Raw genomic sequence first — 12,765 nt, forward strand, 5'->3', positions numbered from 1 at the left:
TTCGACTTGCTCGACAACAGCCAATTTAAAGCCAAGGTTGTAATCACGCTGACTGCGTTTCCTGCGGGTAGAAATGACGTTGTTCATCTTCTTTACTCCAGATGACAACGTATTTCAGGACGGGACAGGATTGCAAAAAAGGGCAGTGGTTTTCCACTGCCCTTTTTTATTGCCTGCTGATAATCTATGGCGGTTATGACGATGCAACAATCATCTGAGCCAAGCCGCTATCTGGAACGCTTTCTGGATAGTCTCTGGCTGGAATCCGGTCTGAGTCAGAATACCATCGAGGCTTATCGGCGTGATCTACTGGCCTTTGCTGCCTGGCTGTCACGGTTTGATGTTGATCTGGCTGCTGCCACCCAGCAGGATATTCAGCGCTATCAGAGCCAGCGGATGCGGGAGGGACGAAAGGTCCGTAGTGAAGCCCGCCTGCTATCTACGCTGAGACGCTTTTACCGTTATTTACTGCGGGAAGATATTCGTGACAGTGATCCGACCGCGCAACTGGAATCGCCGCGATTGGGTAAACCCCTGCCCGACAGTCTGACTGAGCAGGAGGTCGAGGATCTGTTGGCACAGCCGGATGTAACGGATCTGCTGGGGTTACGCGACAGAACCATGCTCGAACTGCTTTACGCCACGGGACTGCGCGTATCAGAACTCGTGAGTCTGAAACAGGAGCAGTTTAATTCACGCCAGGGTTTAATTCGGTGTATCGGTAAAGGCAATAAGGAACGGCTGGTCCCTGTGGGTGAAGTCGCGCTCGACTGGCTGCAGGATTATTTAATTGAGAGCCGGCCTGGGCTGCTCAATGGTCAGGTTACGGATGATTTATTTCCGACACGACGTGGCAAAGCCATGACCCGGCAGGCTTTCTGGTACATCATCAAACGCTATGCCAAGCAGGCGCATATAGATAAACAGCTTTCACCGCATACCTTGCGGCATGCCTTTGCCACACACCTTCTCAATCACGGAGCTGATCTTCGCGTAGTTCAGCTTTTGCTAGGTCACTCCGATCTCTCAACGACACAGATCTACACCCATGTCGCCAAAGAGCGACTGAAACAATTGCATGGACAGCATCATCCGCGTGGTTAAGCAGACTGACGCCGTCTGCGCGCGGTGTTAAACTTGCCGATTGAATTGTAGCCGGAGAAAGGTATGCCTTCCTTTGATATCGTATCCGAAGTCGATAAACACGAACTGAGCAACGCCGTTGATCAGGCCAACCGTGAACTTAAAAACCGCTTTGATTTCCGCGGAACCGACGCCAGAGTGGAGCAGTCGGACAAAGTGCTGACGCTTTTTGCAGACAGTGATTTTCAACTGGAACAGTTGCTCGATATTTTGCGGCTTAAACTGGTCAAGCGCGGGATAGAACTGGGCTGCCTCGAAGTCAAAGATGCAGTCGGCCATGGCAAGCTGCGGAAACAGGATGTCATCGTACGCGAAGGGCTGGATAAAGACGTGTCCCGTCAGATCGTCAAGCTGATTAAGGACAGCAAGATCAAAGTCCAGGCGGCTGTTCAGGGCGAAAGTGTGCGTGTGACCGGCAAGAAGCGTGATGAACTGCAGCAGATCATTGCCATGCTCAAGGCCGAGGAAAAAATTGAAATGCCCCTGCAGTTCAACAATTTCAGAGACTAGGAAACATTAATGCTGAAACATCTATTACTGGTTGTTCCCCTGTTACTTATCGGACCGGTTCATGCCGACGAAACAGATAAACTGAAAAAACAACTTGAAAAAGCCCTGCCGGGCGTCACTGTCAACAATCTCAAAAAAGTGGATAACACCCAGCTCTATGAGGGCGTTATCAACGGTGAAATCCTCTATTTTTCGGCGGATGCTCGTTACGTGTTGCAGGGAGAACTGGTCTCACTGGAATCCAGAACCAACCTTACCGAGCAGCGCAGGGTGAGTCTGCGTAAAGACATCATTGATGGTTTGGATGAGAAAGATATGATCATCTTTGAGCCTGAGAAAACAGAACATACGCTGACCGTCTTTACCGATATCGATTGTGTCTATTGCCGCAAAATGCATTCTGAAATTGAGCAGTACAAAGATCTGGGTATCCGTATCCGCTATATGGCTTATCCGCGCGGTGGCATTGATTCCGAATCCTATGATGATGCCGTGACCGTCTGGTGTAATGATGATCGTCAGGAAGCCATGACCCGGGCGAAAGCGGGTGAAGAACTCAAAGCCAAAACCTGCGAGAACCCGGTGAAGGCCGAGTTTGAAACCGGTCAAAAGCTGGGCGTTCAAGGCACGCCGGCTTTGTTTACTGAAAGTGGGCAGATGCTGCCCGGTTATGTCCCGCCGGAGCGTTTGAAGGAAATTCTTGAGCAGACATCAGGTCAGTCTTAAGGTCTGGGAGCCTGAATCCAGCCGGTGATCATGCAGCGTCAACTGCTGGTCATCGGCCAGCAGGTAGCTGATGTTATTATCCCAGTCTCCCAACACCACACGATAAGTCTGATGACCGTTCTCGGTCTGCAGTTGATGAATAGCCGGTCTGTGGGTGTGTCCGTGTACCAGGATTTCAATTTGATTAGATTCAATCACACTGCGGACTTCTGCCTGGTTCACATCCATAATCATCGCGGTTTTATGCTGCTTTTTCTGCTTGCTCTTGGCGATGATCCTGTCTGAAATATTTTGCCGGAAACGGGCCGGTAGTCTAAGAAAACACCATTGCAGCAAACGATTTCTGACCACCTTCCGGTAGCGCTGATAACTGATATCATCCAGACAAAGAGTGTCGCCGTGTATGAGGAGAGCCGGGTGGTTGCCATAGTTGATTCGATGATTGTCTTTCAATAATGTCGCGCCGACTTCACTGGCAAAGTCATGACCCAGCATAAAGTCGCGGTTACCCACCATCAGAAACAGATTGATGCCACTTGCCGATACATTCTGCAGCGTGCTGACAAAAGGCCTGAATTCGGCTGGGACTAAATCATCACCCAGCCAGGTATTGAATATATCGCCCAGAATATAGATTTCATCGACTTGACCCAGCTGTGCGTCGAGAAAATCACAGGCGAGCCGGGTCAGTTCGGGCCGGGCCGGGCTGAGGTGGAGATCGGAAATAAACAGTCTGCGCATAAGCGAATCCTGCCCTCAGCATGGGGGCAGGGAAGACAGATTTACAGGACGCTGGCTTTTTTGATGACTACATCTTCAGCCGGTACATCCTGATGCGGCCCACGCATCGTGGTCTCAACCTTGCGGATTTTGTCGACGACATCCATACCTTCAATGACTTCGCCGAACACGGCGTAGCCCCAGCCACTGGGAGCTTTACCGCGGAAATCGAGAAAATCATTGTCAACGGTGTTGATAAAGAACTGGGCTGTGGCAGAGTGCGGGTCGTTGGTTCGAGCCATGGCGACTGTACCACGCTGGTTGCTCAGGCCATTATCAGCTTCATTTTCAATGGGGGAACGGGTTTTTTTCTGCTGAAAATTTTCATCAAAACCACCGCCCTGAACCATGAAGTTTTCAATGACGCGGTGGAAAATGGTGCCATCGTAAAAACCGGCCTCAACATATTCCAGAAAGTTAGCGACGGTCTTTGGGGCTTTTTCCTGATTCAACTCAATAACAATGTCACCCATGCTGGTTTCAAGCTTAACCTGGGGCGCTGCGCCACCTTCAGCATTGGCTGCCAGAGAGAAAGAAGCGAAAAACAGGGGGGCCAGATGGCGGTAAAGTAATTTCATGTGCGGGAATCCAAAAATGCTCAAAAGGGTCATGATAGTGCATCGGAAGTGTTCAAGGGAACATCAGAATCAGTTTTGAGAATCATGCTACCGTAAAACAGCGCTGTCACCCGAGAGGGCTGAAAGCGTATAATGCGCGTTTTAATTTGAATTCATCATTCGCTATGTCGGAAACTGCTGCTCATCACAATTTCATACGCACAATTATTCAGGAAGATATTGCCGCTGGCAGACTCACCGGAAAAGTGGTGACCCGTTTTCCTCCTGAGCCCAATGGTTATCTGCATATAGGCCATGCCAAGTCTATCTGCCTGAATTTTGGTTTGGCGGAGGAATTTGGCGGAGATTGCCACCTGCGCTTTGATGATACCAACCCAGCCAAGGAAGAGCAGGAATACATTGAAGCCATTAAGGAAGATGTCGAGTGGCTGGGTTTTCACTGGGCGGGTGATGTGCGTTATGCATCAAGCTATTTCGAGCAGTTTTACGAATGGGCTGTTCACCTCATCAAGCAGGGCAAAGCCTATGTGTGTGATCTCACCGCCGAACAAGCCAGTGAATACCGTGGCTGGGCGACCAAGCCGGGCAAGGAATCACCTTTCCGCAATCGTAGCGTAGAAGAAAACCTGGTTTTGTTCGAAAAAATGAAGCAAGGCGATTTTGATGAAGGTTTTTGTGTTCTGCGTGCAAAAATCGATATGGCTTCGCCTAATATGAACCTGCGGGATCCGATTCTCTATCGCATCCGTAAGAAATCGCATCATCAAACCGGTGATAAATGGTGCATTTATCCCAGTTACGACTTTGCCCACGGCCAAGGCGATGCGATTGAAGGCGTGACCCACAGCATCTGTACGCTGGAATTTCAGGATCATCGTCCGCTGTATGAGTGGTTTATTGAAAACCTGCCCGTGCCTTCAAAGCCGAAACAGTATGAATTTGGCCGTTTGAACCTCAATTACACAGTGACCAGCAAGCGTAATTTAAAACAGCTGGTTGATGAACAGATTGTGGCCGGCTGGAATGATCCCAGAATGCCGACCATTTCTGGCATGAGACGGCGTGGATATACCGCTGCAGCCTTGCGCGCTTTCTGTAACGGTCTGGCCGTGGCCAAAACTGACGGTATTGTTGATATTGCGCAGCTGGAATTTGAAATCCGCAATGATTTGAATGAAAACGCTGCACGTGCGATGTGTGTGTTGAACCCGCTGAAAGTTACCATTACCAATGCCCCTGACAGTGTTGAATGGCTGGAAGCTCCTAATCATCCGCAAAAGGAGGAAATGGGGAATCGGTCCATACCATTCACTAAAGAAATTTATATTGATGCGTCCGACTTTACTGAAGACACCACACTGAGCCGGAAAAAATTCAAGCGCCTGGTAATCGGCGACTATGTGCGCCTGCGTGGGGCTTATGTCATCAAGGCTGACGAGGTCATCAGGAATGAAAAGGGTGACATTATTCAAGTGATTGCCTCTTTAGTGCCGGATACGGTGGGTCAGACCCCCCCCCCAGAAATGAAACCCCGCGGCGTTATTCACTGGGTTTCAGCAACCGAAGGCAAGCAAGTCGAACTGCGCTTATACGACAGATTGTTTGTGGCGGAAGCGCCCGGAAAAGAAACCGGTAACTATCTTGATGATGTGAACCCGGACTCTTTAAAAGTGATTAAAGCCTTTGCTGAACCGGCCATTGTCAATTGCGAACCGGAAACGGCGTTTCAGTTTGAACGGGAAGGTTATTTTGTCAGTGATCGTTATGATCACAGTGCTGAGACCCCGGTATTCAACCTGACCATTGGTTTAAAAGAAGATACCTCAAAAAATAAGTAATGCTGAAAATTCATAATAGCCTGTCTCGACAGAAAGAAACGTTTAAGCCTATTACCCCCGGCAAGGTCAATATGTATGTCTGTGGCATGACGGTTTATGACCTCTGTCACGTCGGCCATGCCCGCGTCATGGTGGTGTTTGATGTGGTCACCCGTTACCTGCGGGCGCTGGGCTATGATGTCACTTACGTTCGAAACATCACCGATATTGATGACAAGATCATCAAACGCGCGGCAGAAAACGGTGAAAGCATTGAAGCGCTGACTGAGCGTTATATCAAAGAAATGCATCAGGATGCTGATGCACTGGGTGTCTTAAGACCTGACATCGAACCCAAAGCAACTGAATCCATGTCTGAAATCCTGGCCATGATTCAGACTTTGATCGATAAGGGCCTTGCTTATGCTGCTGATAACGGCGATGTTTATTATGACGTCAGTCAGTTTGCTACCTACGGCAAATTATCCGGCCGCGATGTGAATGAGTTGCGCGCCGGTGAGCGCGTCGCTGTAAACGAAGCCAAAACCGATCCGCTCGACTTTGTACTCTGGAAAGCAGCCAAAGAGGGTGAGCCGGCCTGGGACTCACCCTGGGGCAGGGGCCGCCCCGGGTGGCATATCGAATGCTCGGCGATGTCAGCTCATTGCCTGGGTGAACATTTCGATATTCATGGCGGTGGACAGGACTTGCAGTTCCCTCACCATGAAAATGAAATCGCCCAATCCGAAGGCGCGCATGACTGCCAGTCAGTCAATTACTGGATGCATAACGGTTTTGTCCGCATTGATGACGAGAAGATGTCCAAATCACTGGGCAACTTCTTCACTGTGCGTGAAGTACTGGCTGTCTATCCGGCTGAAGCGGTGCGTTATTTTATTCTGTCCAGTCATTACCGTAGTCCGCTGAACTACTCTGAAGAACAATTGGAACAGGCAAAATCTGCGCTGACCCGTTTTTATACCTCGCTGCGTGACGTCGAGCCACAGGCAGAAGTGCGCTGGCAGGATGATAAGGAATTCGGTCCCCGCTTTCAGGAGGCGATGGATGATGACTTCAATACCGCACTTGCGCTCTCGGTGATGGCCGATGTGCGCCAGGCTTTGAACAAAGCTTACGAACGCGGGCAGGGCGTTGAGGAAGCCGCTTATTATGCCGGTCTGCTCTTGTCATTCGGCGATGTGCTGGGCTTATTCCAACAGGATGCCGATGCCTTCCTGGTGGGTGATACCGCCTCAGATGATGAAGCCGCAGAGATTGATGCGTTGGTGGCTGAACGTAACCAAGCCAGGGCGGACAAGAACTGGGCCCGCGCCGATGAAATTCGTGACCAACTCACCGACATGGGTATCGTGCTGGAAGATTCGGCCGGTAAAACAAGCTGGCGGCGCGGCTGATTAATCTGGGTTTTTGACCACACTCCAGTTTATTGGATCCTTCGACAGGCTCAGGATGACATGGATCTGTCATGCCGGGCGGAGCGAGGTATCTTGAAGACGGAAAGATCTTTCGACAGACTCTGGATGACATGAACCTGTCAGGGTGCCCAGGAAGCAGAGTTCTTGAGTTAAGCTTGCGTTTGCCAGAGCCATAAAAAAGCCCGGCACTGAGACTTAACCAGGCCGGGCTTTTCGGTTCTATGCGATTTATCCCTGGTGCAAATGTTCAGCCGCAAACAGCGTATTTTCCATCAGAGTCGCTACGGTCATCGGGCCGACACCACCGGGTACAGGCGTAATCCAGGCCGCTTTTTCTTTTGCACCCTCAAAATCCACATCACCCGTTAATTTGCCATTTTCAAGTCGATTAATGCCGACATCAACGACGATGGCGCCGGGTTTAATCCAATCCCCGGGAATAAAGTTCGGTTTACCCACGGCAACTACCAGAAGGTCGGCGCGACGCACCTGTTCCTCAAGGTTTTTAGTCCAGCGATGGCAGACGGTTGTGGTGCAACCGGCGAGTAATAACTCCAGCGCCATGGGACGGCCCACAATATTGGAAGCACCGACCACAACCGCTTCCAGCCCTTTTAAATCCATCTCGGTACTGCGCAGCAATGTAATAACACCTTTGGGGGTGCAGGGTCGCAAAACCGGCATGCGCTGGGCAAGACGGCCGATATTGTAGGGATGGAAACCGTCAACATCCTTATGCGGCGCGATGCGCTCAATCACGGTCTCAGAGTCGATATGCGCAGGCAGTGGCAATTGCACCAGAATGCCGTCAATTTCCTCATCGTTGTTGAGTTTATCAATCAGGGCGAGCAGTTCATCCTGACTGGTGGTGTCGGGCATATCATAAGCGACCGATTTAATACCGATTTCTTCACAGCTGCGACGTTTGCTGCCAACGTAGACCTTTGATGCCGGATTTTCACCAATCAAAACCACAGCCAGGCCGGGACGACGTTTGCCGGCAGCAATTAATTCATCAGTGGCCAGTTTCAGTTTTTGTTTCAGATCTGCGGCGACAGCTTTGCCATCAATAATCTTCGCGCTCATTCAGAAGTCCCGGACTTACAAAAGCGGCTATGATCGCATGAGTCAGCGTGAACAGCAAAAAATATAAAATCAGGCGTTGACTCGTGGTAGGGAACAACGTATTATTTCGCCTTCTTCGAGGATGACTTCTCGAAAACAAGTCGGGGCATAGCGCAGTCTGGTAGCGCATCTGGTTTGGGACCAGAGGGTCGGGAGTTCGAATCTCTCTGCCCCGACCACTTCCCTCACTTATTTTCATTGTCCTCGCTTAGACCACATGTCACGATGCGCCCGTAGCTCATCTGGATAGAGCATCGGCCTTCTAAGCCGAGGGTAGCAGGTTCGAGTCCTGCCGGGCGCGCCACTCTGCCTATCAACTCTCCTAATTATCTTCCACTCAAAAAATCAATACTTTTAGCCTTCGAACATTCTTAAATCTTTCAGCTTGGTTAATCAGCACTGGCCATGGAATAATGCCCTGATAGTCTCAACCAACGGAATGATAGTTTGAAGCAATTATCAGTATTCACCTCGCTGGGTCAGTGGTTCCTGAATTGTTCGCGCAAAGTAAAGCGGATTATCAGTATCAGTGTCGATACTTTGGCGGTCATTGTCGCATTATGGTTAGCGTTTTCATTACGTCTTGGTGAGTTTTATTCTCCTCCTGCACAACAGCTGTGGATCTTTCTGCTGGCACCGGCGATAGCTGTTCCCATCTTTGTAAAATTCGGTCTCTACAGAGCGGTTATTCGTTATATCGGCATTGATGCCTTGTGGGCAATCAGCCGGGCAGTGCTTCTTTTTACGCTGGTTTTTGCTGTAGTTGTACTGACAGCCGGCGATCTCGCTGGTCTTGTACCAAGAACGGTTTATGGCATTAATGCCGTTATTGTGATGCTGTTTGTCGGTGGCAGCCGGATGCTTGCACGCTGGCTGTTCACCCACAGTCAGCAGCAAAACTGGGCAGGGCTCCAGACAGAACGCTTTGTCCCGCCAGTTTTAATTTATGGTGCCGGTCAGGCCGGCGCGCAATTGGTCGCCATGCTGAAAATGAGTAATCAGATGCGTCCTGTCGCTTTTATTGATGACGATAAGACCTTAACTCATCAGCAAATCAACGGACTTACCGTTTATCCATTTGAAAAACTCATTGGTCTGATTGAGCGTTATCAGGTCAGGGACATTCTGTTAGCTATCCCTTCAGCCACCCGCAGACGGCGTAGCGAAATTCTACAACGTCTGGAAAAATTCCCGGTTCATGTCCGCACCTTGCCGGACTTAATGGATATTGCTGAAGGTAAAATTGAGGTATCGGATATCCAGGAAGTCGATATCGGTGATTTGCTGGGTAGAGAGCCTGTAGCTCCGGATCCGGCTTTGCTGCACAGTAACATCACAGACAAGGTAGTCATGGTGACTGGCGCCGGTGGCTCCATTGGCTCTGAGTTGTGCAGGCAGATTATGCTGCTGGCGCCGAAAGCCCTGGTGCTGTTCGAGATCAGTGAATTCAGTTTGTATCAAATTGAAAAAGAGCTGGAGAAGTTGAGTTCAACTGTGCCACTGATACCGGTTCTGGGTTCGGTATTGAATCAGAATCGCGTCGAATCAGTCTGTCAGCATTTTCAGGTTCAGACCATTTATCATGCTGCTGCCTATAAGCATGTGCCGATTGTAGAAAGAAACACCAATGAAGGCATACGAAATAATGTCTTCGGTACTTTGCACTCAGCCCAGGCTGCTATTAACTCTGGCGTCGAAACTTTTGTACTGGTCTCAACCGATAAAGCGGTACGGCCAACAAATACCATGGGCGCGACCAAACGGCTGGCGGAATTAGTACTGCAGGCACTCGCACAGACTCCGGAGTTACATCAAAAAACCCGTTTCACCATGGTTCGTTTTGGCAATGTGCTGGGCTCCTCCGGGTCAGTAGTTCCCCTGTTTCGTGAACAGATTGCCGCCGGCGGCCCGGTAACCGTCACCGATCCGGACATCATCCGCTATTTTATGACGATACCGGAGGCTGCAGAACTGGTAATACAGGCCGGTGCTCTGGGACAGGGGGGCGATGTCTTTGTATTGGATATGGGAGAACCGGTAAAGATTCTGGAACTGGCAAGAAGAATGGTCCATTTGAGTGGTTTTAGTATCAGAGATGAAAGCAACCCTGATGGTGATATCGCAATTGAGTTTACTGGTCTCAGACCCGGCGAGAAGCTCTATGAAGAACTTTTGATTGGCGATAACGTTACGGAAACCGCGCATCCTAAAATTATGCGAGCCGAGGAAACGGTGATCCCATGGCAAACCCTGCAACCGACTTTACAAGCCATGTCCCAGGCTAATGAAACTGACGATAGTGCCTTGTCACGTAATCTGCTGTTATCGACAATTGATGGTTTCAAGCCACAGTGTGACTTGAATGATTGGTTGCAGAGTGAGTTGCCTGAGTCTGAAAAATTGAAGGATCACATCAGAGAATAACCAAACAATGTCATGTCGAGCGGTAGCGAAGTATCTCAGGCTAAAAAGATCCTTCGACAAGCTCAGGATGACAAAGTAAATAGTCCCGGAACATCAGCAAAATAGTCTTAGAATGATGACCCAAATGAAGCCTGTTAACTGAAAACTTATATCAAACGGACTTATTCCAGAACCATTTCAAATATAAAGAAAGCGTTGTTCTGTATAATGCAATTTTGAACGAACAAGGGATTATTTAACGTGTGTGGAATCGTCGGAGGTATTGCTGAGCGTAACGTGACCCCCATTCTTATGGAAGGTCTCAGAAGGCTTGAATACCGAGGTTACGACTCATCCGGCATGGCGTTGCTGGACTCAGAAAGTCAGCTTCAACGAGTCCGTGCCATTGGCAAAATCAGGCAACTGGAAAATAAAATTGATGCGCTTGATGCCCCATTCTCCGGCCAATTGGGCATCGCCCATACCCGCTGGGCTACCCATGGTATTCCCTCAGAAAATAATGCTCATCCACACATCTGCAATAACAAAGTGGCTGTGGTGCATAATGGCATCATCGAAAACTATCAGAGCTTGAAAGCCCGTCAGCTTGCTGCCGGTTACCGTTTTACCTCTGAAACGGATACCGAAGTGGTCGCGCATGAAATCTTTGATCAATTGAAAGATACTGATGATTTGTTAAAAGCTGTGATGGCTTCGCTGAAATCATTTGAGGGGGCCTACGCTCTCGGCGTCATGTCTACTAGCGATCCTGACACACTGGTCGCAGCCAGAAAAGGCAGCCCCTTGGTGATTGGTATCGGTATCGGCGAACACTTTATTGCTTCCGATGTCTCAGCATTACTCCCTGTCACACAGAACTTTATCTTTATGGAAGACGGTGATGTTGCCCGCCTGACTCGCGATAAAGTGGAAATTTTCAATGTTCATTCAGGTGAGCGGGTAGACCGACCCGTCAAGCATTCCAACCTGAACCTCACTTCGGTTGAACTTGGCGCGCATCGGCATTACATGCACAAGGAAATCTTTGAGCAGCCACAGGCCGTTATTGATACCCTGGAAGGGCGTATGACCCAGGACCAGATCCTGGTATCGAGCTTCGGCCATAATGCAGAAACCGTTTTTGCCAGTGTCAATCGCATCCATATTATTGCCTGCGGTACCAGTTATCATGCCGGCATGGTGGCCAAATACTGGGCTGAAGATATTATCGGCATGCCCTGCCAGGTTGAAGTGGCCAGTGAATTCCGTTATCGAAATCCGGTCATTGAAAATCACACCCTGTTTGTCACCATCAGTCAGTCCGGTGAAACCGCGGATACCCTGGCTGCACTGCAGCAAATCAATGCCCTGCGTCAGAACAAAACAACGGCTTTACGGCGGCGCGCCAATGATGATCCCAAAGCGCATCTCAATAAACCTGATCTTGCCGAAGCAGAAGCAGAGGCTTTGAATATCCCTACGCTGAGTATCTGCAATGTGGCGGAAAGCAGTCTGACCCGCGAAGCGGATCTGGTTTTTCTGACCCACGCCGGCCCTGAAATCGGCGTCGCTTCAACCAAGGCTTTCACCACACAACTGGTTGCTCTGGCTTTATTGCTTACCAGTATTGGTAAAGTTCAGAACCGCCTGGATGAAGGTCGCGAAGCCCTGATTGCCGGCGGTCTGCAGAAATTGCCTAACCTCATCACGATGGCGCTTGGACACGAAGAAGAAATCCGCCAGATTTCAGAAGACTTTGCTGACAAGCAACATGCTCTGTTTTTAGGTCGTGGCACCATGTATCCGATTGCGCTGGAAGGTGCACTCAAGCTTAAAGAAATTAGTTACATCCATGCCGAGGCCTACCCGGCAGGTGAACTTAAACATGGTCCACTGGCATTGATTGATGAAATGATGCCGGTGATTGCCATCGCTCCGCTCGACGATCTGCTCGAGAAACTTAAATCCAACCTGCAGGAAGTCAAAGCTCGCGGTGGTCAGATGATTGTGTTTGAAGATGAACGCAGTGATATAAGCTCTGAAACCAGCTTCAAAGTCGTCAAAGCCACGACCAACGTCGGCCGTATTACAGCACCTATTACCTACAATATACTGCTGCAGCTGTTGAGTTACCACGTGGCACTGATTAAAGGCACCGATGTCGATCAGCCGCGTAATCTTGCCAAGTCTGTGACGGTGGAGTAGTTAAACTTTTGCATTGCTGTCATATCATTGAAACCTTAATTT

Annotated in this window: 10 protein-coding genes and 2 tRNA genes; 9 read left to right on the forward strand and 3 right to left on the reverse strand. The window is 49.6% G+C overall.

The window, feature by feature from the left end:
* The first annotated feature begins 201 nt into the window (after positions 1-201).
* From xerD to FH755_RS12345, 3 genes are all read left to right on the forward strand, one after another.
* Entirely contained in the window at positions 202-1,104 is a 903-nt protein-coding gene (gene xerD, locus FH755_RS12335) for a site-specific tyrosine recombinase XerD (protein ID WP_292441421.1), read from the forward strand.
* A 63-nt stretch (positions 1,105-1,167) separates the two neighbouring features.
* On the forward strand, positions 1,168-1,653 hold the full coding sequence (locus FH755_RS12340) for a YajQ family cyclic di-GMP-binding protein (protein ID WP_292441422.1): 486 nt from the start codon (positions 1,168-1,170) through the stop codon (positions 1,651-1,653).
* Positions 1,654-1,662: 9 nt separating this feature from the next.
* Positions 1,663-2,379: a DsbC family protein gene (locus tag FH755_RS12345; RefSeq protein WP_292441423.1), complete on the forward strand. Its 717-nt coding sequence runs from the start codon at positions 1,663-1,665 to the stop codon at positions 2,377-2,379.
* Here the strand turns inward: FH755_RS12345 and FH755_RS12350 are convergent.
* Together FH755_RS12350 and FH755_RS12355 are read right to left on the reverse strand one after the other, a co-directional pair.
* Positions 2,365-3,120 carry a UDP-2,3-diacylglucosamine diphosphatase gene (locus FH755_RS12350; RefSeq protein ID WP_292441424.1) on the reverse strand — a complete coding sequence of 252 codons (756 nt, stop codon included), beginning with the start codon at positions 3,118-3,120 and terminating at the stop codon, positions 2,365-2,367. The two genes, FH755_RS12345 and FH755_RS12350, sit on opposite strands and share 15 nt — an antisense overlap.
* Positions 3,121-3,161: 41 nt before the next feature.
* Positions 3,162-3,737, reverse strand: coding sequence for a peptidylprolyl isomerase (locus FH755_RS12355; RefSeq protein ID WP_292441425.1), 576 nt, complete (start codon positions 3,735-3,737; stop codon positions 3,162-3,164).
* A gap of 164 nt (positions 3,738-3,901) precedes the next feature.
* On the opposite strand from FH755_RS12355, the gene FH755_RS12360 reads away from it, so the two are divergent.
* Both FH755_RS12360 and cysS read left to right on the forward strand, forming a co-directional pair.
* Positions 3,902-5,575 (forward strand): glutamine--tRNA ligase/YqeY domain fusion protein, encoded by a 1,674-nt coding sequence (locus tag FH755_RS12360; protein WP_292441426.1) that lies wholly within the window; start codon positions 3,902-3,904, stop codon positions 5,573-5,575.
* Positions 5,575-6,969 (forward strand): cysteine--tRNA ligase, encoded by a 1,395-nt coding sequence (cysS, locus tag FH755_RS12365; RefSeq protein WP_292441427.1) that lies wholly within the window; start codon positions 5,575-5,577, stop codon positions 6,967-6,969. The genes FH755_RS12360 and cysS overlap by 1 nt, the downstream gene beginning before the upstream one ends.
* 249 nt (positions 6,970-7,218) lie before the next feature.
* Here cysS and folD read toward each other — a convergent pair whose 3' ends face one another.
* Positions 7,219-8,076, reverse strand: a complete 858-nt coding sequence (gene folD / locus FH755_RS12370) for a bifunctional methylenetetrahydrofolate dehydrogenase/methenyltetrahydrofolate cyclohydrolase FolD (RefSeq protein WP_292441428.1) — start codon at positions 8,074-8,076, stop codon at positions 7,219-7,221.
* Positions 8,077-8,217: 141 nt separating this feature from the next.
* Here folD and FH755_RS12375 point away from each other — a divergent pair.
* From FH755_RS12375 to glmS, 4 genes are all read left to right on the forward strand, one after another.
* Positions 8,218-8,294 (forward strand) — tRNA-Pro (locus tag FH755_RS12375).
* A 48-nt stretch (positions 8,295-8,342) separates the two neighbouring features.
* Positions 8,343-8,419, forward strand: a tRNA-Arg gene (locus tag FH755_RS12380).
* Between the two features lie 143 nt (positions 8,420-8,562).
* Complete coding sequence (locus FH755_RS12385; protein WP_292441429.1) at positions 8,563-10,539, forward strand: nucleoside-diphosphate sugar epimerase/dehydratase; 1,977 nt, start codon at positions 8,563-8,565, stop codon at positions 10,537-10,539.
* Between the two features lie 240 nt (positions 10,540-10,779).
* The gene (gene glmS, locus FH755_RS12390; protein ID WP_292441430.1) at positions 10,780-12,723 is read left to right on the forward strand and encodes a glutamine--fructose-6-phosphate transaminase (isomerizing); all 1,944 of its coding nucleotides are present in this window, start codon (positions 10,780-10,782) and stop codon (positions 12,721-12,723) included.
* The last annotated feature ends 42 nt before the right edge of the window (positions 12,724-12,765 follow it).

The sequence above is a fragment of the Methylophaga sp. genome (assembly GCF_009711715.1).
Classification (GTDB): Bacteria; Pseudomonadota; Gammaproteobacteria; order Nitrosococcales; family Methylophagaceae; genus Methylophaga.

What these genes read in the sequence shown, in the direction of transcription:
- FH755_RS12360 (WP_292441426.1), top strand. Translation starts at nt 3,902, where the DNA reads ATGTCGGAAACTGCTGCTCATCACAATTTCATACGCACAATTATTCAG.
- folD (WP_292441428.1), bottom strand. Translation starts at nt 8,076, where the DNA reads ATGAGCGCGAAGATTATTGATGGCAAAGCTGTCGCCGCAGATCTGAAA.
- xerD (WP_292441421.1), top strand. Translation starts at nt 202, where the DNA reads ATGCAACAATCATCTGAGCCAAGCCGCTATCTGGAACGCTTTCTGGAT.
- FH755_RS12350 (WP_292441424.1), bottom strand. Translation starts at nt 3,120, where the DNA reads ATGCGCAGACTGTTTATTTCCGATCTCCACCTCAGCCCGGCCCGGCCC.
- FH755_RS12355 (WP_292441425.1), bottom strand. Translation starts at nt 3,737, where the DNA reads ATGAAATTACTTTACCGCCATCTGGCCCCCCTGTTTTTCGCTTCTTTC.
- cysS (WP_292441427.1), top strand. Translation starts at nt 5,575, where the DNA reads ATGCTGAAAATTCATAATAGCCTGTCTCGACAGAAAGAAACGTTTAAG.
- FH755_RS12340 (WP_292441422.1), top strand. Translation starts at nt 1,168, where the DNA reads ATGCCTTCCTTTGATATCGTATCCGAAGTCGATAAACACGAACTGAGC.
- FH755_RS12345 (WP_292441423.1), top strand. Translation starts at nt 1,663, where the DNA reads ATGCTGAAACATCTATTACTGGTTGTTCCCCTGTTACTTATCGGACCG.